This is a genomic window from Methanomassiliicoccus luminyensis B10, assembly GCF_000308215.1.
Lineage (GTDB): Archaea > Thermoplasmatota > Thermoplasmata > Methanomassiliicoccales > Methanomassiliicoccaceae > Methanomassiliicoccus > Methanomassiliicoccus luminyensis.
In genome coordinates this window covers 55,163-78,761 of sequence record NZ_CAJE01000014.1, presented here as the reverse complement: position 1 = coordinate 78,761, position 23,599 = coordinate 55,163, and the positions used below count along the sequence as shown (strand labels likewise).

At 61.6% G+C, this 23,599-nt stretch carries 23 protein-coding genes; 5 read left to right on the top strand and 18 right to left on the bottom strand.

All coding sequences use genetic code 11. The annotated features are described in order from the left end of the window. The first annotated feature begins 24 nt into the window (after positions 1-24). Positions 25-588, top strand: a complete 564-nt coding sequence (locus WYS_RS08955; RefSeq protein WP_019177826.1) for an Lrp/AsnC family transcriptional regulator — start codon at positions 25-27, stop codon at positions 586-588. Here WYS_RS08955 and WYS_RS14875 read toward each other — a convergent pair. Beyond that, on the bottom strand, positions 585-1,079 hold the full coding sequence (locus WYS_RS14875; RefSeq protein WP_019177825.1) for a GNAT family N-acetyltransferase: 495 nt from the start codon (positions 1,077-1,079) through the stop codon (positions 585-587). The genes WYS_RS08955 and WYS_RS14875 overlap by 4 nt on opposite strands. Positions 1,080-1,252: 173 nt before the next feature. Here WYS_RS14875 and WYS_RS08945 point away from each other — a divergent pair, with 173 nt between their 5' ends. Further along, positions 1,253-2,008: a hypothetical protein gene (locus tag WYS_RS08945; protein WP_019177824.1), complete on the top strand. Its 756-nt coding sequence runs from the start codon at positions 1,253-1,255 to the stop codon at positions 2,006-2,008. 73 nt (positions 2,009-2,081) lie between these two features. Here the strand turns inward: WYS_RS08945 and WYS_RS08940 are convergent, their stop codons facing one another. Further along, positions 2,082-3,395: a hypothetical protein gene (locus WYS_RS08940; protein WP_147654338.1), complete on the bottom strand. Its 1,314-nt coding sequence runs from the start codon at positions 3,393-3,395 to the stop codon at positions 2,082-2,084. Between the two features lie 160 nt (positions 3,396-3,555). Further along, positions 3,556-4,032, bottom strand: coding sequence for a hypothetical protein (locus WYS_RS08935; protein WP_019177822.1), 477 nt, complete (start codon positions 4,030-4,032; stop codon positions 3,556-3,558). Between the two features lie 463 nt (positions 4,033-4,495). Between WYS_RS08935 and WYS_RS08925 the strand changes: the two genes are divergently transcribed. Then, a complete protein-coding gene (locus WYS_RS08925; protein WP_019177820.1) occupies positions 4,496-4,801 on the top strand; it encodes a hypothetical protein in 306 nt (101 codons plus the stop codon). Positions 4,802-4,858: 57 nt separating this feature from the next. Here the strand turns inward: WYS_RS08925 and WYS_RS08920 are convergent, their stop codons facing one another. The 3 genes from WYS_RS08920 to WYS_RS08910 all read right to left on the bottom strand — a co-directional run bounded on the left by WYS_RS08920 (position 4,859) and on the right by WYS_RS08910 (position 6,712). Continuing rightward, positions 4,859-5,173, bottom strand: coding sequence for a hypothetical protein (locus WYS_RS08920; protein WP_019177819.1), 315 nt, complete (start codon positions 5,171-5,173; stop codon positions 4,859-4,861). 215 nt (positions 5,174-5,388) lie between these two features. After that, the gene (locus WYS_RS08915; RefSeq protein WP_019177818.1) at positions 5,389-5,937 is read right to left on the bottom strand and encodes a flavodoxin family protein; all 549 of its coding nucleotides are present in this window, start codon (positions 5,935-5,937) and stop codon (positions 5,389-5,391) included. A 61-nt stretch (positions 5,938-5,998) separates the two neighbouring features. Further along, positions 5,999-6,712 (bottom strand): class I SAM-dependent methyltransferase, encoded by a 714-nt coding sequence (locus WYS_RS08910; protein ID WP_019177817.1) that lies wholly within the window; start codon positions 6,710-6,712, stop codon positions 5,999-6,001. A gap of 149 nt (positions 6,713-6,861) precedes the next feature. Here WYS_RS08910 and WYS_RS08905 point away from each other — a divergent pair, with 149 nt between their 5' ends. Together WYS_RS08905 and WYS_RS08900 are read left to right on the top strand one after the other, a co-directional pair. Continuing rightward, complete coding sequence (locus tag WYS_RS08905) at positions 6,862-7,131, top strand: hypothetical protein (RefSeq protein WP_019177816.1); 270 nt, start codon at positions 6,862-6,864, stop codon at positions 7,129-7,131. Positions 7,132-7,337: 206 nt separating this feature from the next. Then, on the top strand, positions 7,338-9,809 hold the full coding sequence (locus WYS_RS08900; RefSeq protein ID WP_019177815.1) for a methyl-accepting chemotaxis protein: 2,472 nt from the start codon (positions 7,338-7,340) through the stop codon (positions 9,807-9,809). 2 nt (positions 9,810-9,811) lie between these two features. On the opposite strand, the gene WYS_RS08895 is transcribed toward WYS_RS08900, so the two are convergent. The 12 genes from WYS_RS08895 to WYS_RS08840 all read right to left on the bottom strand — a co-directional run bounded on the left by WYS_RS08895 (position 9,812) and on the right by WYS_RS08840 (position 23,597). Continuing rightward, on the bottom strand, positions 9,812-10,057 hold the full coding sequence (locus WYS_RS08895) for a hypothetical protein (RefSeq protein WP_026068973.1): 246 nt from the start codon (positions 10,055-10,057) through the stop codon (positions 9,812-9,814). A 408-nt stretch (positions 10,058-10,465) separates the two neighbouring features. Further along, positions 10,466-11,632 carry an ABC transporter substrate-binding protein gene (locus WYS_RS08890; RefSeq protein WP_019177813.1) on the bottom strand — a complete coding sequence of 389 codons (1,167 nt, stop codon included), beginning with the start codon at positions 11,630-11,632 and terminating at the stop codon, positions 10,466-10,468. Next, positions 11,629-13,449 (bottom strand): ABC transporter ATP-binding protein, encoded by a 1,821-nt coding sequence (locus WYS_RS14870; RefSeq protein ID WP_019177812.1) that lies wholly within the window; start codon positions 13,447-13,449, stop codon positions 11,629-11,631. The genes WYS_RS08890 and WYS_RS14870 overlap by 4 nt, the downstream gene beginning before the upstream one ends. Before the next feature lie 12 nt (positions 13,450-13,461). Continuing rightward, positions 13,462-15,237: an ABC transporter ATP-binding protein gene (locus WYS_RS08880; protein WP_049796315.1), complete on the bottom strand. Its 1,776-nt coding sequence runs from the start codon at positions 15,235-15,237 to the stop codon at positions 13,462-13,464. A 96-nt stretch (positions 15,238-15,333) separates the two neighbouring features. Continuing rightward, entirely contained in the window at positions 15,334-16,233 is a 900-nt protein-coding gene (locus tag WYS_RS14865; RefSeq protein ID WP_019177810.1) for an ABC transporter ATP-binding protein, read from the bottom strand. Further along, the gene (locus tag WYS_RS08870) at positions 16,230-17,273 is read right to left on the bottom strand and encodes a FecCD family ABC transporter permease (RefSeq protein WP_019177809.1); all 1,044 of its coding nucleotides are present in this window, start codon (positions 17,271-17,273) and stop codon (positions 16,230-16,232) included. The genes WYS_RS14865 and WYS_RS08870 overlap by 4 nt, the downstream gene beginning before the upstream one ends. Beyond that, the gene (locus WYS_RS14860) at positions 17,273-18,385 is read right to left on the bottom strand and encodes an ABC transporter substrate-binding protein (protein ID WP_236993861.1); all 1,113 of its coding nucleotides are present in this window, start codon (positions 18,383-18,385) and stop codon (positions 17,273-17,275) included. The genes WYS_RS08870 and WYS_RS14860 overlap by 1 nt, the downstream gene beginning before the upstream one ends. A gap of 349 nt (positions 18,386-18,734) precedes the next feature. Further along, positions 18,735-19,256 (bottom strand): heme utilization cystosolic carrier protein HutX, encoded by a 522-nt coding sequence (hutX, locus tag WYS_RS08860; protein WP_162137726.1) that lies wholly within the window; start codon positions 19,254-19,256, stop codon positions 18,735-18,737. 19 nt (positions 19,257-19,275) lie between these two features. Further along, complete coding sequence (locus tag WYS_RS08855) at positions 19,276-20,076, bottom strand: ABC transporter ATP-binding protein (RefSeq protein ID WP_019177806.1); 801 nt, start codon at positions 20,074-20,076, stop codon at positions 19,276-19,278. Beyond that, positions 20,073-21,446 carry a heme anaerobic degradation radical SAM methyltransferase ChuW/HutW gene (gene hutW, locus WYS_RS14855; protein WP_187120182.1) on the bottom strand — a complete coding sequence of 458 codons (1,374 nt, stop codon included), beginning with the start codon at positions 21,444-21,446 and terminating at the stop codon, positions 20,073-20,075. Before hutW ends, WYS_RS08855 begins: the two co-directional genes overlap by 4 nt. After that, positions 21,446-22,504, bottom strand: coding sequence for a FecCD family ABC transporter permease (locus WYS_RS08845; protein ID WP_019177804.1), 1,059 nt, complete (start codon positions 22,502-22,504; stop codon positions 21,446-21,448). Before WYS_RS08845 ends, hutW begins: the two co-directional genes overlap by 1 nt. Positions 22,505-22,511: 7 nt before the next feature. Next, the gene (locus WYS_RS08840) at positions 22,512-23,597 is read right to left on the bottom strand and encodes an ABC transporter substrate-binding protein (protein ID WP_081579923.1); all 1,086 of its coding nucleotides are present in this window, start codon (positions 23,595-23,597) and stop codon (positions 22,512-22,514) included. Between the last annotated feature and the right edge of the window lie 2 nt (positions 23,598-23,599).

Genomic DNA, 23,599 nt, shown 5'->3' with positions numbered 1-23,599 from the left:
ACTATCAATTATTGTACTACCGCCATGAAGCTCGACAAGAAGGACCGCAAGATCATCACCATGTTCGCCCAGGACCCCGGGGTGTCGCAGGATGAGATAGCCCGGGCCGTGGGGCTGTCCCAGCCGTCCGTGGCGGTGCGGGTGAGGAAGCTCCGCGATAGCGGGGGCATCGAGAGCCAGACCGGGATAAACCCGCTCAAGATGGGGCTGTACATGGCCAAGGTGGACATAGTCTCCAACAACCCCACGGCCATAATGGACATGTTCCGCGGCTGCCCCTACTTCGCCAACGGCTTCACCATCTCCGGGAAGAGCAACCTGTGCCTGATGTTCATGAGCGAGAACATCGCCACTCTGGAGGCGATAGTTAACGGCCACCTGCGCTCCAACCCATGGGTCCAGGATGTCGATTTCAACATGATCATCAGCTCGGAGAGGGACATGGTGGTGCCCACCTCGCTCACGGTCGATGTCACCGGCGAGCCGCCCTGCGGGACCCTTATCCAGTGCCGGGGGTGCCGGTCCTTCCAGGACAAGAAGTGCATGGGGTGCCCCGTCACCGGGCAGTACCAGGGATGGTTCTACTAGCGCCGGCTATACCGGTCCAGTTCCCTGATCATGAGGACGGCGGCGACCCCGGGCCCGTAATCCAGATCTTTTATCTTCACGAAGCCATGCTTTCCCCAGAACCTCTCGGCGCCCTGCACCGCCACCAGGGTGGCGGTGTCAAAGGAACGTTCGCGGGCTCGTTCCAAGGCGGCGTCCAGCAGCAGATCCGCTGCCCCCTTCCCGCGGCAGGAGGGGCGGACGGCAAGATCGTGCAAGTACATGGTGTCGGGGTTCCGGGGGAGCGACAGGTCATCGGCGGAGAGGGGGGCCGGCACCCCCGCCGTCCAGGGATGGCAGAAAATGTAGCCGGCCAGGAGCCGGTCCTGAAAGCAGCCCGCCGCCCCCTCGGAAAAGATCGCCATCTTCCTCAGGAACGTCGACGGAGTCTCCAGCAGGGCAGGCAGGTACGCCTCCTCTTGCACCTCCATGACCGCTCCGATGTCTACTTCCGTCAACTTCCTAACGAACATTCGCTCCTTAAACTACTGTCCAGTATTCATTTGTGATGGCTGACAGTGCTAAAGCTCTAAATATGTCCTCATGTGTCAGGGAAAGCTACATCGTCGGACGTCGAACGACGACCGCGGTGGGAACAGGTTGTGAGAACATAGCGGACAGATCCCCGGTAAAGGACATAATAAAAATGGCAAGGCAGGTGACTGGCTCCGGCATCACGGGCCGGAAAGCGACCAAGTCCGATGCCGAGGGAGGAGTTGCGCAGGCGATCGGCGACCTGGACAAAGAGTTCACCACCAGGTACGGCGTGAACTACTGGACCTATCTAAAGTCGATATTCAACGAATATGCCGCCTCCAGGGGCCTGGACGGGGAGATGGTGGTGAGGGGCTATCCCTTCAACTTCATGACCAGCGTCGACACCAAATGCTCCACGGTCATGCTGAGGAAGAACTACCATCGGGGCGAGCATTTGGTGGAGCCGGAGATATTCCTCGAGGTCGGCGTGATCAGGGACGGGAGGGGCAGGGCCTTCACCGGCGTCACCTTCGGCTATCACTTTCTGTACGGTGCGGACGGCAACCGTAGCAGGTTCATACAAGGCGTCATCGAGAACCCCGGGCTGGAGCACCTCGCGGAGAAGCTGAGGAACAGCCTGGTGGTGAGGCCCGAGTACTTCCTGCAGCTCGATAATGACTCCGTGGAGAGCAAACAGGTCGACGCTTCCTGGTTGACCGACCCCAAGCGCCGGGCCAGGGACTGCATGGACACCAGCATGCTGTTCTGGGTCAAGCTCGCCGAGGACGAGGTGGGGGCGGACCTCAAGGAGCGTGTGTTCGCGGCGCTCGACGAGATCATGCCGTTCTTCAAGGCGCTGTGCGCCCTGCCGGAGAGCTCCCCCGAGGGACCGAAGGCGCCCGGATCCGAGCCAGTGAAGACGTGAGCTCGTCCGCCAGCCTCTGAAAAATAAAAACTGGAAGGCCCCCAAAGGGGGTGTTTTTAGTGTTTGTTCCGGATTACGTCGCAGGCTTCTTTTTCCTCATGTAGAGGAAGCCGCCGACTGCCACAACGGCGATGACAGCGATCACGGCCACCAGAATCCATTCTAGGGGCAAGCCTTCGGGCTCGTCCTTGTTCATGATCTGGTCATAGGTCTGCTTCTTCTCCACTTGGTCGGAGACCCCGCTGATGGCTTTCTCCACATCCGCTACCGGCGCAGAGGCCAGCTTGAGGCGGAACATATCGCTTATGGCGTATACCTCAGCGCCGACTATACGGCCGTTCTCTGGGCAGTACAGATAGCGCACGCTATCTGTCATGCCAAGCTCCTGCACCTGTATGGTCCCGAAGACGGGGTCGTTTATGGTCCTGTTGGCGTAGTTGTAGACTTCGAGGTCTCTATCGATGTCATCGATCGCCATGGTCCCATTGTTGATCATGGTGGAACCAGGGTTGTAGATTTTGGCCAGATCAACAGGGAATCCAGTCACTCCCCACTTTGCCACATCCTCGGTAAACATCTTCTCGGTCAGCCAGTTAGGCAGCCCAGTGATGTCGAGAACTCCGGACCAGTTGAGGGTGCCATTCACGAGAAATTCGCTTTCAAACTCTTCGTGCTCGGGGAGAGCGTCGGCGATGAACGCTATGCCGGGGATGAATGAGACAATGCCGCTAAGATGCAGGTCCAGCACGAGACCCATGGAGTAATCGTCATATGATGTTATGTTCAGCTGTTCGAAGCTAGAATTTCCCCAGCTATCGATTTGAGGGATGTTGTGTCCGCTGAAGTTCCCGCGAAGGTACGTGAGCGTGTCTACTGATATGGACGTCACGTTCATGGTGCTCCTCTCTATGGTGAATAGGGCGGTCTGCTGGGAGCCACCCGCCAGCTTGATATCAGCGTCAAGCGTCCTCTCTGAAACGAGAGCATCCTCGATGTCCTTGAGGTTGTCGGGGTTCGCATATCCTGGTTCTGCCCATTCCAGATAGGAGCCAGGCTCTACGAACTCGCCCGTCATGGACAGATTGGCCACCAGAGCAATGCTCTCTGCCGCGGTCACTTTGATCACGTATGCGGTCTCATTGACATCAGTGACCTCGAACAGGACGTACATGCCAACATTCGCATTCAGCAGAACATTGTCGATAGTAGCGTTCCTGAGGAAGGAGTCGTCATCCCCTAAGTTAAGGAGGCCGTTGCTCGATGAAAGCGACAGCACGAATGTTTCTTCTTCTTGCAGTGCCCACTTGTCCCCTTTCTCCAGGGTGGCAAAGGCCGCCTGAGTGCCGGTGGTGGCGAATATCGCTGTAAGCGATACGCACACCATCATCAGGACGACCGCCACCGCTAGAAAGGGGCGGAATATGCGCGATGAGTGCGTCATGGCGGCGGCATGACACTTCCATATATTAAATATATTATTCTGGAGAATGATCCCCGGTACCAGGGCCAGGCGTCACTATTTAACCACCTGGTCAATCGCCTCATTATCATGCATTTGAGCAAACAAGGTCCTCTTCCTCGAAGGTCAGGAACGACGCGCCGATATCGCCGGAGCCGACCGCCCGGAACCTCCCCGGGCAATGCTTGTTGAGGATCTTCCTCATGGTCCGGCAGGGGTTCAGCACGTACAGCTCCTTCTCCCCCGGGAACATGTGCAGGAAGCTGTCGAGCATGTCCAGGGAAACGCGCTTGCCCCTGAAGTTCGGCCGGACGTAGACAACATCGAGCCTCTTGGCCTCGGAGGAGTAAGAATAGAATCCCACGATCCGCGGAACTTCCTCCTTGGTCACCACCAGCTTGGCCTCGGTGCCATGCTCTACATACGGCAGTGGAGCATGCTCGTTCTTCGCGTAGCACCACCGGAACCGGCCGTCCTTGCCCTCCTCTGCGCACTGTTCGACAAGCTCGTTGATTATCCAATAATCCTTGTAGTTCTTCGCCTTGACAAATTTGAACCTTCCCATCCCATCACCACCACAGCGCTCACGCTAGCTAGCAGTGTTCAAATTCACAGGTCGGCTCCTCCTTCGAGGGGCCGTACCGAGAACGACCTCGCGGGCATTTAGAGGTATTCTAGTCATTCTTGATGACGGAAATCATCGGCGGATTGACGAACGTTCGCGCCTACCGCGGGACGTCCAGGCTCCCGGGATGGTCCGGGGGCGGGGGTGCCCGCCCCAGAATTGAAGATGGGGACCACATCCGCGCTGTCGAGGCCCCGATGGCGGATCCATTGGGGGTCTCGTCGATGCCAGCCATGAGGTCGTCCTGTCAGGCGTCGTACGCCGCGAACCTTCGGACGGAGGGGGTGCTACCCTTAACAATCACGAACGTTCGTAATTTCTCGCACAGACTCAGCAAAGGATAATATCGTGTTTTCCCATAGGGGGGCCAAATCACATAGCCTGGATATTTGGAGGCACGAACTTGTTCGAGAGGCTGAAAAAGATGATTGGAGGGTCCTCCCAGGGGGGACAGCCCAAGCAGATGAACGCCCCGGCCGCCGCCGGCGACCCCTACAAGCCCAGTCTTGAGCTGTTGCAGGACACCGCCCGGAACCTGTGCCCGGACCCGTGGCTGGCCAACAAGCTGACCGTTGATTACAAGGTCGAGAACGGATCGCCCTCTCTGGTGACCTCTCCCGCGGAATCGCTGCCGTACATCAGGGCGGCCTACGCGATGAAGAAGGACAAGGTGCCCGAGAACGTGGTCCCTCTCCTGAAAAGCCTCTGAGCACGAGCTCACGGGAAAATCCAGGGCCGAGAAGGCCCGGTCTCCTTTTTTATTGATTCACTCCGACTGAGCCCCGCCGCTGCGCCTCTGGTCCGGCCGGTCCTTGATCCGGTATGCCAGCAGGTCCCCCTTGGGCTCGGCGACTATATTGGGGCGCTTCTTGATGAGCTTGCTCACCTGGTTGGCGTCCACGCTGGGCTTCGCCGTCTTGAACGGCCACGTCTCGTCGATGTACGCGGTGACCAGTTGCCGGGCGGTCATTTTCCCGTACTTGCTGAGAAGCAGTTCGATGAACAGGCCGATCCGTTCATGCCTCCGGTGCGCTCGCTGAGTTTCCAAACCGCCCTTGTTCATGTCGTCCGGCAGAGTCACGTGATCAAACTCCGTAGGTGGTCGCCGAGGATATGTCTGTGCGCTTATTCAATATCAACGTTTTCCATTATCATTTGGCTGAAATCAAAGGAACGCACCCTGTCCGATATAGGCAACAAAGCGAGCGTCCTTGCACTTCTGGGCAGATAAATGGAGGGGCGGCCCCCCGCGGAGGGGGAAAGGGTTTGCGCCCGGTCCTCAGCGGCCGGACGGCCTCAGAGGGAAGCGCCGGCCGCGGCGGCCCTGTCCAAGAGGTCTTTCCGGTCCTTGGCCGCGGAGGGGCTGTTCCCCGCCTCCAGCAAGATGGTGTCCACGACAGAGAACCCCAGCATCTTCAGCGAGGCCGTCAGGGCGTCCGGGGCGGTCTTGAACGCGTTGGCATCGGGGTTGCCCTGGGCGGTGATGACCACTGCCTTCTTCCCCGGCTTGAGGCTGACCTTGAAGTCCGGGCCGACGAACGAGTACAGCCGGTCCTGGAACATCCTGAACTGCCCGGTGAGCTGGGCGAAGTAGATCGGCGAGCCGAACACCACCGCATCGGCGTCCTTGATCCCGTCGAGCACCTTGGTCAGGTCGTCGCTGAGCTTGCAGTGGCCGTGGGTCTTGCACCACATGCAGGCCTGGCAGCCCTTGTAGCTCATGGTGTTGAGGTCGAACCTCTCGGTCTCGTACCCCTTTTGCGCGGCAGCGTCCAGCACCGTCTGGATGAGCGTTTCGGTGTTCCCATGCTTTCTCGGGCTTGCGTTGATTCCGATGACTTTCATTGTACTAGGCTCCTGACGTCTTGAACGCCCTTGCCCTTATTTCAAGGCCCCTGCCCGCCGTTCACGGGGGGAGAAGAGGCCTTCTTCCGCCGTACACCACGAAGTTGAGGTGCTTCCAGGCCACGTCCACGCCGGTGAAGCCGGCCTCCTCCAGCCACCGCAGGTGGTCCACCAGCTTGGAGGGCGAGTCCTCATGGTAGTGGCGGGGGACCTGTACCTCGTCGACGTAGTCCCGCGCCAGGCCCCTATACATGAATTCCTTCCACCTGCTCATGTTCAGCTCCTGCATGGCGGCGTCCGAGCCGATGACCAGGTCGGCGTTGAAGAACGAGCCGCCGGGGGCCAGGGCGCCGAGGATCTTCCGGTAGACCAGCTTCTTGTCCTCGTCAGTGATGATGTGGTGCAGCGCCAGGGACGAGATCACCGCGTCGTAGGGGCCGTCGAACTCGAAGTCATAGATGTCCGAGAGCACAAACCGCACGTTGCGGCGGCCTTTCAACCTCTCCTTGGCCAGGTCCATCATCTTCTCGGTCATGTCCAGGCAGGTGAGTTCGGCACGGGGGAACGCGTCCAGCAGCCTCTTGGAAACGGCCCCGGTGCCGCACCCTATGTCGATGGCCCGGAACGAGGTGTCCTTCTTGAACGGGATGCATGAGATCAGGGCGTCCAGCATCTCGTCGTAGCGGGGGACGATCTTCCTGATCCAGGCATCATACTCCTGGGACCTCTCGGTGAAGTTGGAGCGGATCTCCGCCATTTTCTCTTCCTTGCTCATCGCGTGCCCCTATGCGATACGGCCCCTTATGTTACTTCATGCTCACTAGGCCGGGAACGGATGAACGCGACTAAAACAGGGCCGCAGGGGCCTCCCGGCGCAGAAAGCGACCCATGCGCCTTTCTAGCTGATGGTGGACGTCCAGACGTATGTCCTGCATCGAGTGGTTCGAGGAGATCCTGCGGCAAGAGGGCATAGCCATTACCGAGGATAACGAGAAGGCGGTCGATCGGGCCATCCGGAAGTTCACCGACCAGCATGTGTCGGCGACCAAATGCTCCCCGGACTGGAAGATCATAAGGATGGAGGTGTCCAAGGACCCCCTGCTGAGGCAGAGGCTCGTCGAGGCGGTAAAGGAGGAAACGGGGGACAAGGCGATGAAGGTCCGCCCCAGGTTCAATAAGCAGGAGCAATACTGAGGGTCCCCGCTCCAACATCGGACCCTTTGAATTTCGAACCTTAGAATGATAGCGTTCACTTCAAGATATAAATATGAAATTTTTAATTTTGATAGTCTAATATGTAGACTCAGGACCCCAACTCCTTATCTTCGGGACCTCACGACGCGACCGCCGGCAGGGAACTCTGCCCGGAATGGGCCGGGATCGTCGTAGCGCAGGCGCCTTTGCCCTCACTTCTGATCGACCGCGAGCGGAACATCATGGCCGCCAATGAGGCCGCCGTGAGCCTCCTGGGCCTTGACCCGGTGGCGCTGGGCGTTCTGGGACCGGAGCTTCCTGGCGACGCTGAACCGTCGCCACGGCCCGTTGCCTTCACCGGCCCCCGCGGCGGCGTGGCCTCCGTGGTCCTGGCGTCAAGGCCAGTGGAGGGGGGCGGTGCAATGCTGATGCTCGCCGACATAACCGCGGAGAGGCGGGAGAACGCCGATCTCGCGGAGCGCGGAAAGATGATGGCCTCCATGCTGGCCGACTTCCCCGGCATGGCCTACCGCTGCAAGCTGGACGCCAATTGGACCATGGAGTACGTGACCGCGGGGTGCCTGGACCTCATAGGGTACGCGCCGTCGGACCTGCTCGGCAACAGCGTCATCGCTTACGGCGAGGTCATCGTCCCGGAGGACCGGGAGATGGTCACCGCAGCGGTGAGGGGCGGCGCCGAACGGAGGGGAACGTACACCGTCACCTACCGCGTGCTCACAAAATCAGGGGAGCGGCGGTGGGTCTGGGAGAGAGGCCGGCCAGTAGTGTCCCCGTCCGGCGAGGTCATCTCCATCGAGGGCTACATCACCGATATCACCGAGAGCAAGAGGACCGAGGACGCGCTGAAGGAGAGCGAGAGGAAAGTGTCCTCGATGATGAGCAATCTCCCCGGCATGGTGTTCAGGTGCAAGAACGACCGGGACTACACTATGAATTTCATCAGCGACGGGTGCGTGGACATCTGCGGGTACCCGGCCTCCAGCCTGATCGCCAGCAAGGGTCTTTCCTTTGGCTCGCTAATGCTGCCCGAGGACGCCGACAGGGTGTGGAAGGAGATACAGGACGGGCTGAGGACCAGCAACCTATACCGCACCACTTATCGCATCCGCACCGACTCCGGAGAGGTCAGGACGGTATGGGAGCAGGGGAGAGGGGTGTTGAAAGGCCGCGAGCTGGTGGCCGTGGAAGGCTTCATCTCCGACATCACCGCCACCGCCAGGGTGGATGATTACACCCGGGTGGAGGTGGACCGCCTGGCCGGAAACCTCATCAAGCTGGCGGAGGGAAAGCTGGACCTGAACATGATCGTCTCCAAGGGGGACCGCTACACCGAGGCCGCCAGGGAGAACTTCAAGCTGATCAACGCCAGCCTGGGCCGGGCGGTCGAGGCCATCGCCTCGCTGGCCAGGGACGTGAACGCGCTGTCCGCCGCGGCGGTGGAGGGAAAGTTGTCCACCCGGGCGGATATGGGGAAGCACCGCGGGGAGTACCGTACCATCGTCCAGGGCATCAATGCCACGCTGGACGCGGTCATCGCGCCCATAAACGATGCCATAGGCGTCGCCGGCTCCTATGCTGAGGGCGATCTGTCCTCAAGGATGGGCGTGGAAGCGCAGGGCGACCTCGGACGATTGGCCAGGTCCCTGGACATGATAGGGGAATCGCTGGCGAGGCTGGTGGGCCAGGTCAACCGCTCGGTGGGCATGGTATCTTCCACCTCGCAGGAGCTGGCCTCGTCAGCTGAAGAGATGAGCGCGTCCACCGAGCAGGTGTCGACGGCGATCCAGCACATCAGCCGAGGTTCGCAGGACCAGGCCGCTCAGGTGGAGGCGGCGGCCAGGCTGATGGCCGAGATGGCCACTTCTACGGACACCGCCGCCGCCCGCTCCGCCTTGGCCGTGGAGGCGGCAAAGAAGGCCGATGCCAGCGCCGCCAGCGGCAGGAACGTGGTCCTGGGTACCGTGGAGAAGATGCAGGAGATCCAGAGAGTGGTGGAGAGCTCGGCGAAAGTGATAGAGGGGCTGGGGAAGCGCTCCGAGGAGATCGGGGAGATCGTCGGCGTCATCACCAGGATCTCCGATCAAACCAACATGCTGTCGCTGAACGCGGCCATCGAGGCCGCCCGCGCCGGGGACCAGGGGAGGGGTTTCTCCGTGGTCGCGGAGGAGGTGAAGAACCTGGCCGAGGATTCCATGGAGGCGGCCGAGCGCATTGCCGGCATGATAAAAGAGGTGCAGAAGGAGACCTCCCGGGCGGTGGCCTCCATGCGCCGGGGGACCAGCGAGGTGGTCGAGGGCATGGTCATGGTCGATCAGACTGGGAAGGCCTTCCAGGAGATCTCGTCCCTCTCCGCCGAGACCGTCAAGGAGATAGTCACCATATCCTCGCTCATGCATGCCCAGAAGCATAGCTCGCTAAAGGTCGCCACCTCGGTGGACGGCATCGCCACCATCGCCGAGGAGACCGCCTCGGCGGCCGAGGAGTCGGCATCGTCCACGGAAGAGCTGACCGCCTCGATGGAGGACCTGACCGCCAGGGCGCAAGCGCTCAGCGAGATGGCCCTCGAACTTCAGCAGGTGGCCGCTCGGTTCAGGACCGAGCGGCACGCCAAGGCGGCCTCCGCGAAGAAGGCGCCGGTCCGGACCAGGCAGGCCTGATCTCAGTCGAAGGACGAGAACGCCCGCTTGCCCTTCTCGGTGAGCCGGTACGCGGCACCGGGCAGGCCGCAGAGGGCCGATCTGGCGCGCGAGGAGGCTACGCGCTTCCCCCCGCCCGTCCGGGACACCACTTCCACATATCCCAGGTGCCGGAGCACTTCCAGCTCGCCCTCGAGCTCGTGCTCCTGGAGCCCCGTCACCCTCCACAGCTGCCGGAAGGTGCCGTTGCTTTTCTGTATCCCGCCCATCACCCGGACCGCCCTGTTAACACCTCTGATCCCTCCGCTCGTGCGCATTTCCCATCAATCCCCTTTCATCCATCCTTGGTGTACATGTTCCGTTCGCCCATTCGCCGCATCACGCCTCGGCAGAGGTCCCTTTCGTGCAAACGCGGTTCGGCCCGGCGCATGGCACGCGGTGCGCGAGGGTTATGGGCATCCCGTGCGCAGATGCTTGGACACTTTGTTGCCATGCGCGGGCCTCCGGCGGCGCCAACATGTTCTCCGCCGGACCACATTTAGGTATGCCTAAATCGCGGCAAAACAGTCATGCAATCGGTAGTATAAAAGATTTAGGGCATCCTAAATCTGCATCGGGAATAAACAATGGAAAAAATGAGCCCGGCCGGGAACAGGCCCGGCCAGGGCACGGCATGCCTACCTGCTCATATCTGCGATGCTGTAGAACCAGGTCCCCTCGAACTCGATGGGCATGTACAGCTCGTAGAACTCTTCCAGGCTTCCGAGGGGGTCGAGGCTCCCGAACTCCTCCGGGTAGAACAGGGACGCCATTAGCTGCAGTGCGGCGAAGTTCTCGATGCCGAAGGCCAGGTTATTGTAATAAAAGTACACCCTGTTCTCCTTCACCGCGGTCAGCTCGCTCCACCCATTGCGTTCCAGGTATTGGCCGGCCATATCGGACAGCTGATCATCGGTGGGTAAGCTCCCGAACCCGAACATATCCTTGCCCACGAGGTCCGGATAGTAGGTGGTCATGCTGAACAGTATTATCTCGGGGCCCTTGTCGATGAGGTAGCTCAGCGTGACCGAGGCCCCGGTCTGTCCTAGCGTCAGACCGTTCGCGATGTTCTCTCCTCCCGCGTAATCGACAGGCATCGCTATCCCCATGTGCTTGGTGGTGATCCCGTGCTCGTCAGCTCCGTTGGAGGGGCACTCCACATATACGGTCGGCCCATCTTCCTCGATCGACCCCAGGGGCCCGAACACCTTGTTGACCTCCGTCTCGTAGAAGGCGTTTATCCCGGCGGCCCGCTCCTCCTTGCCGAAGAGCTTTCCGAGCAGGTCTACGCTCTTGCCCTGATTGTTCCCATATGGGTCCGTGTAGAAGTCCACGAACACCGTAGGTATGCCGGCCTCTTTCAGAATGTCGACGTTCGGAGCGCTGTCCCCGAGCTGCGTGCACCACAGCGGAAGTATCAGGACGTCCGGCTGGAGGTTTATCACGGCCTCGGTGCTGAACGACCCGGTGTAAAGATCTCCCACTGAGGGTATCTTCGCGACCCCGGGATAGACCTCGATGTAGGCCTCATACATGTCCGGATAGCTGGCCTCCCAGTTCGAAAGCCCCCCGATGATGTGGTCCAGGAAGTCCGGACCCACCACCGCGGCAAAGGCGTTGATCGACTCCATGTCCGCCAGGACCACCTTGTCCACCGGCAGCTCCACGGCCACGTTCCTTCCTGCCAGGTCCGTCACGGTGGCCTTATCGCCGTCCGTTCCCTCGGACCTCAGCCATACCACCCACGCGGCGCCGATCACCACTATCGCGACCAGCACCGCCGCTAATATCTTCGTGTTGTTCATTCGCTCGATCCTCCTATTGCGGACCGGGACGGAAGGCCCGGCCCGATCTCCTCCGGTGAGGGTCTGGCTGGACTGGCCCCCAGCTTCCACCCGTGTGCTGTCTGCTGCTCGTCCCAGAGGCGGCGGTATAGGCCCCCTTTCTGCAGAAGGTCCCCGTGCTTCCCCCGCTCCACGATCTCTCCCTTATCCAGTACCGCGATCTGGTCCGCTCCGGTCACGGTGTTGAGCCGGTGGGCTATGACCACCACGGTCCTGGACCGCACCAGCGCCCCGATGGCCTGCTGTATCTGCATCTCGTTCTCCGGGTCCAGGGATGCGGTGGCCTCGTCCAGCAGAATTATCGGCGCGTCCTTCAGGATCGCCCGGGCGATGGAGATGCGCTGCTTCTCCCCGCCGGACAGGGTGCACCCTCCTTCCCCCACCACGGTGTCGTAGCCGTGCGGCAGCTTTTCCACGAACTCGTGGCACTGCGCCACCTTGGCCGCGGCGACTATCTCCGCGTCCGAGGCGCCGGGCCTGCCGATCCTGATGTTGTTGCGGATGGTGTCGTTGAACAGGTACACGTCCTGGAACACCATGCTGATGTGCGACAGCAGGTCCTCGGAGGGCATGTCCCGGACATCCCTTTCCCCTATCATCACCTGGCCGCCGTTCACGTCCCAGAACCGGGCGATCAGATTGGTCATGGTGGTCTTGCCCGATCCCGAGGGCCCCACCAGGGCGGTCACGCTCCCCTCCGGGACCCTGAGGTCCACGTTCTTGAGGACGTCCTTGTCGCCGTACGCGAAGGTCACTCCCTTGAACTCGATGTCGAACCTGTCCAGCGGGGCGGCCTCTTTCGGCTCCGGGAGCGGCCGGGACGACAGGACGTCGCTGATGCGCTCCCCGGCCACGGTCATGTACCTCATCTCGGCTATGAACATGGACGTCTGCTTCAGGGGCTCGAAGAACTGGTACCCTAGCACAAGGAACAGCAAGAAGATGGGGACCGTCAGGGTGCCGCCCAGCACGTAGTAGGTGCCGAGCATCAGGGCCGCCACGAACCCCATCTCCAGGATGAACATGTAGGACATGATGAACGGTCCCGGCACCGCCTCCAGCTTGATGCATTCCTTGCGCATCTTCGCGTTGGCATCGTCCAAGCGGGAGAACCTGAGCCCGGTCTGGTTGTACGCCTTGATGGTCTTTATGCCCTGCACGTACTCCATGGTCCGGGAGGCGGCATTGTTGCGCGCGCCGATCTGCCGCAGGGAGAAGCGCCTCATGATCCTCAGGCAGATCACCAGGACGGGCACGGCTATGGCGACCGAGGCCAGCATGGCCAGGGACAGCCTCCAGTCGGCGATGAGGAGGAACACCGCCATTATCGCCGGGAAGGCTATGCAGCTTATCAGGTCCGGGAAGGAGTGGCTGAAAGTGCTCTCCACCTTGTCCATGTCCTGCAGCAGCAGCGCGGTGGCGTCGCCGGGGTCCCGGGTCTTGAAGAAACCCATGGGAAGCTTCCTGAGGTGCTCCCCCAGCCGGATCCTGGCGTCCGACACCAGGGTGTAGGCGGCCACGTAGATGGAATCATAGGCCTTCTTGGAGATAAGGAGCTGCACCGCCAGGCAGGCGATCAGGCTTGCCACATATATGCCGAGCAGGGTCGTGTCCAACCCTCCGGCGGGGTCCTCGTTGTAGGCGAAAAGCTCCAGCAGTATCAGGTACAAGAAGCTGTACGGCACGCCCCTCCAGGCGAACTGAAGGGCGTTCCAGATGGTGGGTGCTGTGAGCTTGTTCAGCCTGTTCCCGGTGATTATTCGTAGCGACTCGAGCATGTAAACCCTCCCTCAGATGCTCCACGACCTCGCGGCAATGTGGGCGTCCCACATCCTGCGGTACAGCCCCTGGGAGCCCAGAAGCTCGCGGTGCGTTCCCCTGCCGATGATCTCACCGCCGTCCACTACCAGTATCTGATCGGAGTCGACCACCGTGGACAGGCGGTGGGCTATGACGATGGCGGTCTTGTCCCGTATCAGAGCGCTCAGCGCCTCCTGGATCTTGCACTCGTTCTCCGGGTCGGCGAAGGCGGTGGCCTCGTCCAGCAGAATTATCGGCGCGTCCTTCAGGATCGCCCGGGCGATGGAGATGCGCTGCTTCTCCCCGCCGGACAGGTGGTGTCCGCCCTCCCCTATGGCGGTCCGATACCCCTGCGGCAGCGCCGCGATCACATCGTGCACCTGGGCGGCCTTGGCCGCCTCCACGACATCCGCCAGGGTGGCGCCTTCCTTGCCCATGCGGATGTTCTCCAGCACGGTATCGGAGAAGATGAAAGTGTCCTGGAACACGAAGGACACCTTGTCCATCAGCTCACTGGTGGGGATGTCACGGACATCGACGTCCCCGATGAGTATCTGCCCCTTGTTGATGTCCCAGAGCCTCGGTATGAGCTGGGCGATGGTGGACTTGCCCGCCCCTGACGGCCCCACCAGGGCGGTCACGGTACCTTTCCGGGCCACGAAGCTCACGTCCTTGAGCACCTCGCCCTCGCCGTAGGAGAACGAGACATCGCGGAACTCCACGGAGAAGTCCTTCGGTACCAGGGGCACTCTCGGCTCCGCAAGGGGAGGCTCACTGAGCACCGCGTCGATGCGTTGAACTCCCTCCTTGATGATCACCAGGTTGCTCATGATGAACGCCGCCTTGTAGATCGGGCGGACCATTCCCACGCCGAGTATGAGGAACAACATGAACGTGGCCATGGTCACCTCGCCCGCGGAGTAGAGCCAGATGCCCACCGGCACTATGAACGCCAGAGAGGAGCCCAGCAGGACGTTGAACCAGGTCCATGACCAGTTGGACCTCTTGGCCCAGCCGGTGGTGCAGTCGCGGTACTCGTCCACCGAGCCCTTGAACCGCTTGAACGAGAAAACGGTCTGATTGAAGACCTTGATCACAGGCATCCCGCGGACATACTCCACGATGATGGAGTGCATGTTCTCCAGCGCGTTGTGGTAGCGCTTCATCTCCTTGTCCATGATGGCCTTGTTGGTCATCCTGGAGAGCGCGATGAACGCCAGAGGGACTGGGGCCAGGGAAGCGAGCGCGAGCCGCCAGTCCACGAAGAAGAGGACCCCCGCGATGAGCGTCGGCAGCGCGATAGACGAGACCAGGTCAGGGATGTGGTGGGCGATGAACAGCTCGATGCGCTCCACGTCCTCTCCTACAACCTTCTTTATGGAGCCGGTGCTCCGGTCGGTAAAATATCCCATGGGCAGCGTCCCCAGGTGCTTGGCGAGCCTGGTCCTCAGCCCGTACAGGATATTGAACGCGGCGACATGGGACAGCATGGCGGACGCGTACATCGTGATGGCCTTCAGGACGAGGGCTGCGAGCGCCGCCGTGGCAAGGCCCCATACGTACGCTCCATCAATGGGAGGGTTCAGGAGGTCCACGGCCACCAGGTAGATGACCACGAACGGGATGAGCCCAAAGACCTCGCTGAGCACCCCCAATATGGCCGAAGCCGTCAGCCAGCTTCGCTTCTGGCCTGCCAACCGCAGGAGCTTGCGCAGCCCGTCATCGCTTTTTCTCTTACCTTGTTGTTCTTCCTTGCTCTGTGACAACTTATCACTTCAGATATCCACTGATGATGTGGGCCCTCGGGCCCCTGGAACGTGATGCCGCCCGCAATAGGCCGGGCGCTGCCTCAGACTCGACGGTCATTTGCGCTCTGATGCGGCGTCCTGGACCAGCTCCGGCATGCTGATCAGCGAGCCCGCGCCCTTGCCGTCTGGGACTGGAGCGTTCGCTTCCCGCCCCTCCCGGGCGGCACGCCGGTGCTTCAAGGCAGTTCGCCGCACCGAGCGGAGAGGGTGGACGTGGGGGACCATGTCCGGCCCGACGTGCACCGTCGCTTCGACCCCGTAGACCTCCTGGATCATCGCCTCATTGATGACCTCGCTCGGGGGGCCCGCGCTGTGCACCATCCCATTGGAAACCACTATCACTCGGTCGGCGTACCTGGCGGCGAAATTGATGTCGTGCAGGACCATCAGCGTGGTCATCTTCCTCTCGTCGGTCACCTGTCGGATCAGGTCGAACATCTCCAGCTGCTTCTGGAGGTCCAGGCTGTTGGTCGGCTCGTCCATGAGCAGGACCCGAGGGTCCCTGACCAGGCACTGGGCGATCATGATCATCTGCTGCTGCCCCCCGCTCAGCTCGTTCATGGGCCTCACGGCAAGGTCCTCGATGGCCAGTTCCACCAGCATGCCGTAGGCGATAGACAGGTCCTCCTCGCTGACCTTCCAGTTCAGGGAATCGAGGCGGCCCAGCAGCACGATCTCCATGACGGTCAGGGAGGTGCGGTCAGGGGCCTCCTGGGGCAGGTAGCTCATCATCTCCCGTACCTCCCTGTTCCTGCCGTCGGTAATGTCGATGCCGTCCAGGGTCATCCTTCCCGACGACTGCAGTATGCCCGCGATGCACTTCATCAGGGTCGATTTCCCGGCGGCGTTCGGCCCGATCAGCGCGGTAATGCACGGTCCCGCCGTCATCCCGACTCCCTTGAGGACCTCCTTCTCTCCGTAGGAGCATCTAAGCTCTGCGATCTCCAGCTTCAATAGCTCACCTTCCTTCTTCTCAGGATCAGCATGATGAAGAACGGCACCCCGATGAACGAGGTGATTATGCCTATCGGAAAGATCACGCCCGGCGAGACCAGCTTGCTCACCGTGGATGACAGGGACAGCAGTGCAGCCCCCATCAGCGCGGACATCGGCAGGTAGTAGCGCTGATCGTCCCCCACCAGCATCCTGGATATGTGCGGGCCGACCAGTCCGATGAACCCTATGGTGCCGGCAAAGCTGACCGCGGTGGCGGTCAGGAGGGAGACGCCGATGAGCACCTTCTGCCTCAGGCGCTTCACGTTGACGCCGAGGCTCATGGCCTTGCTGTCGCCGAGCTTGAGGGCGGTCAGCTTCCAGGCGTCCATGACAAAGACCAGCGAGATGACCAGTAGCACGACGCCGATGATGGTGACGTTGGTCCAGTCGGCGCGGGATAGGCTGCCGAACAGCCAGAACAGTATGGCGGACATCTGCTGGCTCGACGCAAGGTATTGCAGCAGCGACACCAACGATTGGAATAGGAACAGCATCGCTATGCCGGTGAGGACGATGGTGTTCTTGTCCGACGATCTCTTCCTCGCGACCCCGTATATGATCGCGCAAGAGAGAAGGGAGAAGGCGAACGCGTTGATGGGCTTGAAGTACTCGCCCGTGCCGACCAGGCCTATGCCCAATACCGCCAGTCCGGCACCGAAGGCCGCGGCGGTGGATATCCCAAGGGTGTAGGGGTCGGCCAGGGGGTTGTCAAGGATGGCCTGCATCTCCGCGCCGGCAACGCCCAGGGAAGCGCCTACCACCACGGCCATGATGGCCACGGGGAGGCGGATCGACCAGACGATGACCCTCGTTCCTGCGCTTACCGAATCAGGAGCTATCAGCGCGTTTATGACCTCCCCCATCGACATCATCGACGCCCCGGTCATCAGGTCCAATATGAAGAAGAAGATCAGGACGATGACGCTGGCTACGACCATCATCCATTTTCTGCCCGTCAGCTTCCTGTATACCTCTTGGCCGGAGTACTCCATCGGCATCAGTCCGTTTCCGAGATATCGTAGTACCAGGTACCGTCGAGGTCGATGGGCATGTACAGCTCGTAGAACTCTTCCAGGTTGGCCATCGGATCGAGGTCGGCGAAGGTGTCCGGATACAGCCAGGTAGCCATGAACTGCAGTATGGCGAAGTTATCTATGCTGAAGGTCAGGCCGCTGTAGTAGAAGTGCACCCTGCCCTCCTTTACCGCATCAAGCCCGCTCCAGCCGTCGCGATCCAGATATCCTTGGGCCATTGCTGCCAGTTGTGCCTTGGTCGTCGAGGTCCCAAAGCCGAACTTGTCGCCATCGGCGCTCGCGCCAAAGAAGGGCGACAGGCAGATCACGATTACATCCGGGGGGTTCGTCCTCAGGACATATTCCTTGCTCAGCATCCCCTGCTCGCTCAGGGCCCCTTTGGCGATATTGTCCCCGCCGGCATAGTCGATCGAGGAAGCTCCCATGCTCACGCCGCTGGCCCCCCAATCGCTGGCGCCGTACATCCCGATCTCAAGGTATACCTTCGGCTTTTCTTCGTCGAGGGCGGCCACAACATCGATGACCTTCTTTATCTCCCCGTCATAGAACTCGATGACCTCGTCGGCCCGCTCCTCCATGCCGAGCAGCTTTCCCAGCAGGCTCAAGCTCTTGATCTGGTTGCCGCCGTACGGGTCAATGGTGAAATCGATGAACACCGTCGGTATGCCTGCTTCCTCCAGTTTGTCTATGTCCGGGGTGGTCTGCTGTGACACCGTCCACAGGGGAAGGATGAAAACATCCGGCTGGAGGCTTATGATCTTCTCGGTATTGGGTTCGTAGAGGCCTCCCACGGAAGGCACGCTCGCCATCTCGGGATAAGCCTCGAGATATGCCTGGTAGAGATCGGGGTAGTTGCCCTGGAAGTCCCCGAGCCCGCCGACTATGTAATCTAGGAAGTCCTCTCCGGCCACTGCGGCGAAGGCATTGATGGAGTCAGTATCTCCCAGCACAACCTTCTCCACCGGCAGCTTGACCGCTACGCTCCTTCCCGCCAGGTCCGTTACTGTACCATTCCTTTCACTGGCCCCTTCCGACTTGGGCCACACCGCCCACGCGGCGCTGATCACTATCGCCACGATCAGCACAGCTATCGCTATCTTCGCTCCGTTCTTCGTTCCTCATCCCTCCCTTTGTTCAGATGATCGGTTCGGCAGTTGTCCCGTTCGGACGCTCCGCCATCTTGCCCAAATGATGCCGCTCCGGCCCGCCTGTTCGCAACAGGCCGACCACCCAACAATTTAGGCATTCCTAAATAGGGATATGGCCGCCCAATATATATGATTTAGGATATCCTAAATATTACGCGATCGGGGGGTTGCATCCGAGCCCGCCTGGAAAAGAAGGGACTTCGGCATTCTGAGCGCGTTTCAGTTGTGCCCGTGTGCCGATTTTGGTCGAACCCCCGTCGAGCGAGCTGACCGGTGACTAGCTTGAACTGCCGACCTGCCTGCCTATCCGGGACCTCAGGGAATTGAACATCTGCAGCTGGTCGCGGAGGATGTTCCTCTGCTCGTCCCGGTCGAGATAGACCTTGAACATGCAGCGCCCGCTGAGGTCGAAGAACTGAACGGACCGGGTCTCCAGGCCCATGAAGGGCTGGCTCACCAGGTGGATGGACGACAGTTCCGAGACACGGAGATGCCCTCCCAGGCAGCACCCCTCGTCATGCAGGTTGAAGAACCCGTGGCCGCGGCGCCCGCGGGGGAACCGGGTCAGGACCTCCATGATGACGTTCTCGCTTCCCACCACCACTCTCAGCCTGCCCCACCCCACCATCTGCTCGACCACTTCCTCGAACATATCCCGGGGGACTTCCGAGGCCATGCCTGCGGGGAGGTTCCTCACGAAGGCTTCCTCGCTCAGCCCCAGCTGCGCTGCCAGGCCCAGGTTCGACTCCATTCTCCTTCCCTCTATCATCTGGCGTACCTTGTCCTTGACATCTTCCATGTTCCCACCTTCTTCCATCTCAAACGGTCCCGAGCGCCCCCGCGGAGATGCCGATCGGCAGCACCGTCAGGCAGCCGCTCTCCTCGTCCCGGCCGATCCTTGACCTCACCCCGTAGATCTCCGAGACCAGCTCCCCGGTCAGGATCTCCTCGGGCGGCCCGTACCCCCTCATCCTGCCGCCCTGGATCACCGCGATGGCGTCCGAATAGCGGGCGGCCAGATTGAGGTCGTGGATGGAGATGATCGCGGTCATCTCGCCCCTCTTCTTCACCTCATCCCTGACTGCCTCCATGACCTCCAGTTGGTGCAGGATGTCCAGATTGCTGGTCGGCTCGTCCAGGAGGAGGACCCGGGGTTCCTGGGCCAGCGCCCTGGCTATGAGCACCTTCTGCCTCTCCCCACCCGACAACTCGTTGAACTGCCGGAAGGCCAGGTGCTCTAGGTTCAGCCGGCGTATGATGCCCATGACCAGCTCCATGTCCTTGTCCCCCACCCTCCACATCAGGTGGGGCAGGCGTCCCAGCATCACCACGTCGACCACGGTGGCCGGGAAGTTGGCAGGAGCGCTCTGAGGAACATAGCCGAATCGCGTCGCCAGCTCCGCGGCGCCCATCGCCGCGACGTCCTCCCCTTCGATGCTTATCCGCCCTTGCTGGTACTTCCCGATGCGGTTGAGGCACCTCAGGAAGGTGGTCTTGCCCGAGCCGTTCCTTCCGATCAGGCTGACCACCTGCCCTCTCTCGATCTCCAGGTCGATACCGTCGAGGACGGCATGGTGGCCGTAGGAGAAGCGCAGGCCGGAAACGGACAGGAACGTCATCCCATCACCGCCCCGGCGCCCTGGGGCGGATGCCCCGCCGTCCCCTGGCCGCTCCCCATGCACCAGTCGATCATGCCCTGGGCCAGGTTCACGTTCCAGAACTGCCCGGCCACGCTGAGCTCCAGGAACCTTCCCCTCCTGGAGATGAGGCCGATCTCCGACCACCTCTGCAGAAGCGGCCCCGCCGCCGCCTCGAGGTCCACGCCATGCTTCCGCAGCGAGCTCATGTCCACCCTGCCGGAGTCGATCTGCCCGCTGAGGTCGGAGAACAGCCCCCTCATGGGGTGATGCCTGGCCAGGAACTTCAGCGGCTTCTCGCCCCTCATCACTCCGTCCTCGTACTTTCGCAGGTCGCTCTCCACCATGAACGACACGTCGGCGACGTTCCCTCCGGCGCCGGCCCCGAAGGGCATGACCTCGGCGCCGGCCAGGGTCAGGCCGTTGTACAGGCTGCGCTCCCGGTGGCCGTTGCCCCAGTGACACACGCTCAGGCGGCGGTAGCCGCTGTCCTCCATGATGTCCAGGGCCCTTCCGAACATGGCGGCCTGCTGGGGCAGGTCGGCCGGTCCCCGTTCGCCGGAGGCCATAGTCTCCATCTCGCTCCCCCGGAGGACCATTAGCTGGTAGAGGTCCCCGCCGTCGAGGTCCAGGTCCAGCCAGGTCCGCACATCGTCCTCCCAGATCTCCATCGATTGACCGGGAAGGCCGAACATGAGGTCGATGACCACCGCGGCCAGCCCGAAATCCTGGAGGCGATTCAGCTTCCTGATCACGACCTCGCGCTCGTCGATCCGGCCGAGGCTCCGCCTGACCTCGGTGTTGAAGGACTGCACTCCCACGGAGAAGCGGTTCACCCCCCACTCCAGGCAGGCGCGCGCCCTGTTGTCGTCCAGCCCGCTGGTCCTGGTCTCGAAGGTGATCTCGCAATCGTTGGTGAGGGGCAGGTGCTCGTTCACCGCTTCGAGCAGCTTCCCTATCTCCTTGGGCGTAAGTTCGGTCGGAGTGCCGCCCCCGATGTACACCGCGTTGAACGGGCGGGAGGACACCCGCTCGCTGTCGGCGCTCATCTCTATCTCCCTCACCAGGAAGTCCAGGTACCGGCGGACCGTCTCCTTGTCGGCCGGGTACTTGTAGAAATTGCAGAACTTGCACCGTCTCCGGCAGAACGGTATGTTGATGTATACGGCCCTCTGCTCCGGCCCCGGCCTCCTATCCAGGCGGTCCTGCAGGACGGTCTGCCAATCCTCGGGAGGGACCGGCCGCCCCATCGCGCCGGGGTGGACGGTGACTTTCCTGTCGAAGGCGTGCCTGAGCGGGTCATCGGTATCGTTGCCGAACATCCAGTCGTTCTTATCGGAACTAGCGTGCATCATTTCCAGAACTCACCCCTTTTGCGCATGAGGATGTAAAGGAAGAACGGGCCGCCCATGAGGGAGAGCATGATGCCCACCGGTATGATGGTGGGCGCGATCACGGTCCGGCCGACTATGTCGGAGACCAGCAGGAGCACCGCTCCCAGCAGTCCCGATACCGCCATCATATAGCGGTGGTCCCCTCCCACCAGCAGGCGGGCGATATGAGGGGCCACCAGCCCCACGAATCCCAGGACCCCGGTGAACGCGATGATGGAGGCGGTTATTATCGAGGACACCACCATCACCTGCACCCTCAGCCGGCCGGGGTTCACCCCAAGGCTCTGGGCGACCTCGTCCCCGCTGAGGGAGACGGCGTTGAGCCTCCACGACCATGACAGCAGGAGGGGGACGCACACCCCCACCACTACCAGGGAGATGATGGTCTGGTAGGTGGTCGGACGGGACAGCGAGCCGAAGCTCCAGCTGACCAGTTCGGCGATCTGGGCGTCCGAGGCGATGTACTGCAGCACCCCGGTCAGCGCGCTGAACACGAAGGTGAGCGCTATCCCCACCAGGATGAACGTTTCCGGGGACACCCCCCGCATCCTTCCGAGGCCCAGTATCAGGAACGACGACATCAGGGAGAACACGAAGGCATTCCCGATGATCATGTAGTCCTCCAGCCCCGGCAGGGTGAAGTGGAGCACTATGGCCATGGAAGCGCCCAGGGAGGCCCCGCTGGCGATGCCCAGGGTGAACGGGTCCACCAGGGGGTTCCTCAGGACGCCCTGCATGGACGCCCCCGCCACCGCCAGGCCCACCCCGGCCACCAGGGCCATCAGCACCCTGGGGAAGCGATAGTTCCAGATGATGCTGTTGACGAAGACGTCCGGCGCGTCGCCGAAAAGCGTCCTTATCACGTCGCCGTACCCTATCCCCACTGACCCCACGCCGATGGAGACCACCGACAGGACCAGGCATCCCAGCACCAGGGCCAGGATGAACAGCACCCGCCTGCCGTGGAGGAGATCGTACCTCGACCGAAGCTGCCCGCTCGCGCTCTCAGTGGTCATGGGCCGCTCAGCTCTCCGGGTAGTACATGACGCCCTGTACCTCCACCCCGTGGAAGGTGCTGAAGTACGTGGTGATGAACCAGTCCGCCCCCACGTCGTCGAAGAGGTCGGGATAGAGGATGCTGGCGATCACCCCGGCCCCGTAGATCATCATGGGGCCGGCGAACTCCCCGGCGAAGATGTAGACGTGTTCCTCGGTTACCGCCTGGATGTCCGAGAAGCCGTCCCTGTTCCCGAGGGCGGATATGGCCGCCTCGTACTGCCCGACATTGCTCCTCCCGTACCCTATGTCCACGGCCATCCCGTCCAGGAAATAGTAGTCCGGGTTGGCCCTCAGGATGTCCACGGGGTCCACGCGGGCGGTGGTGCCGATAAGGTCGCCGAAGATGTTGACCCCTCCGGCGAGCTCGACGAGCTGGCCCCACTGGGATGTGGAGCTCTGCACCACCGGCTCCCTGGCCGAGGAACTGTGGTGCTCTATGACCACGGTAGGCCGCTCGCTCTCCGGAACGGTCCCGATCCTGGTCTCGATGGTCTGCTCCACCTCCCGCATTCCCTCAATAAGCTCGGCGGCCCGCTCCTCCTTGTTGAATATCTTGCCCATGGTGGCGATGTCCGAGTACAGGGTCCCGTACCGGAAGAAGTCCAGGCCCACCACCGCAATGCCCGCGGGAGCGAGCGAGCTCTCCAGGGTCTTGATGTTCACGAACTGATGCGTTCCGAAGGTGAACAGGACCTGGATCTTCATGTCCAGCATGGCCTCCACGTCCGGCTCCCCGTGGGCGGAGGTCTGGACCACCCTCTTTCCGGCCATGTCGGACCACAGTGCCTCATCGGCGAAGTCCTCGGAGATCCCCACGATGATCGAGGGATCGACCCCCAGCGCCCTCAGCACCTCGGCGGTGTAGGTATTGACCACCGCGATGCGGGTGGGGCTCTCGGGGACGTTCACGGTCCTCCCGGCCGAGTCTGTGATGGTCACGTAGCCGTTGCCGCCATCCTTCCCGCCCGCCTGCAGAATATTGTAAGCCGTGGGAAGGAGCACTACCGCGGCCACCGCGACCGTGATCAATGCGAGATGAGCCCGCTTCACAT

Coding starts and splice junctions, on each gene's coding strand:
- WYS_RS08915 (WP_019177818.1), bottom strand. CDS start 5,937: ATGAAAGTCATCGGAATCAACGCAAGCCCGAGAAAGCATGGGAACACC.
- WYS_RS14875 (WP_019177825.1), bottom strand. CDS start 1,079: ATGTTCGTTAGGAAGTTGACGGAAGTAGACATCGGAGCGGTCATGGAG.
- WYS_RS08905 (WP_019177816.1), top strand. CDS start 6,862: ATGTCCTGCATCGAGTGGTTCGAGGAGATCCTGCGGCAAGAGGGCATA.
- WYS_RS08895 (WP_026068973.1), bottom strand. CDS start 10,057: ATGGGCGGGATACAGAAAAGCAACGGCACCTTCCGGCAGCTGTGGAGG.
- WYS_RS08845 (WP_019177804.1), bottom strand. CDS start 22,504: ATGACCACTGAGAGCGCGAGCGGGCAGCTTCGGTCGAGGTACGATCTC.
- WYS_RS08870 (WP_019177809.1), bottom strand. CDS start 17,273: ATGCCGATGGAGTACTCCGGCCAAGAGGTATACAGGAAGCTGACGGGC.
- WYS_RS08940 (WP_147654338.1), bottom strand. CDS start 3,395: ATGATGGTGTGCGTATCGCTTACAGCGATATTCGCCACCACCGGCACT.
- WYS_RS14870 (WP_019177812.1), bottom strand. CDS start 13,449: ATGCTCGAGTCGCTACGAATAATCACCGGGAACAGGCTGAACAAGCTC.
- WYS_RS08935 (WP_019177822.1), bottom strand. CDS start 4,032: ATGGGAAGGTTCAAATTTGTCAAGGCGAAGAACTACAAGGATTATTGG.
- hutX (WP_162137726.1), bottom strand. CDS start 19,256: ATGGAAGATGTCAAGGACAAGGTACGCCAGATGATAGAGGGAAGGAGA.
- WYS_RS08955 (WP_019177826.1), top strand. CDS start 25: ATGAAGCTCGACAAGAAGGACCGCAAGATCATCACCATGTTCGCCCAG.
- hutW (WP_187120182.1), bottom strand. CDS start 21,446: ATGCACGCTAGTTCCGATAAGAACGACTGGATGTTCGGCAACGATACC.
- WYS_RS08910 (WP_019177817.1), bottom strand. CDS start 6,712: ATGAGCAAGGAAGAGAAAATGGCGGAGATCCGCTCCAACTTCACCGAG.
- WYS_RS08855 (WP_019177806.1), bottom strand. CDS start 20,076: ATGACGTTCCTGTCCGTTTCCGGCCTGCGCTTCTCCTACGGCCACCAT.
- WYS_RS08945 (WP_019177824.1), top strand. CDS start 1,253: ATGGCAAGGCAGGTGACTGGCTCCGGCATCACGGGCCGGAAAGCGACC.
- WYS_RS08890 (WP_019177813.1), bottom strand. CDS start 11,632: ATGAACAACACGAAGATATTAGCGGCGGTGCTGGTCGCGATAGTGGTG.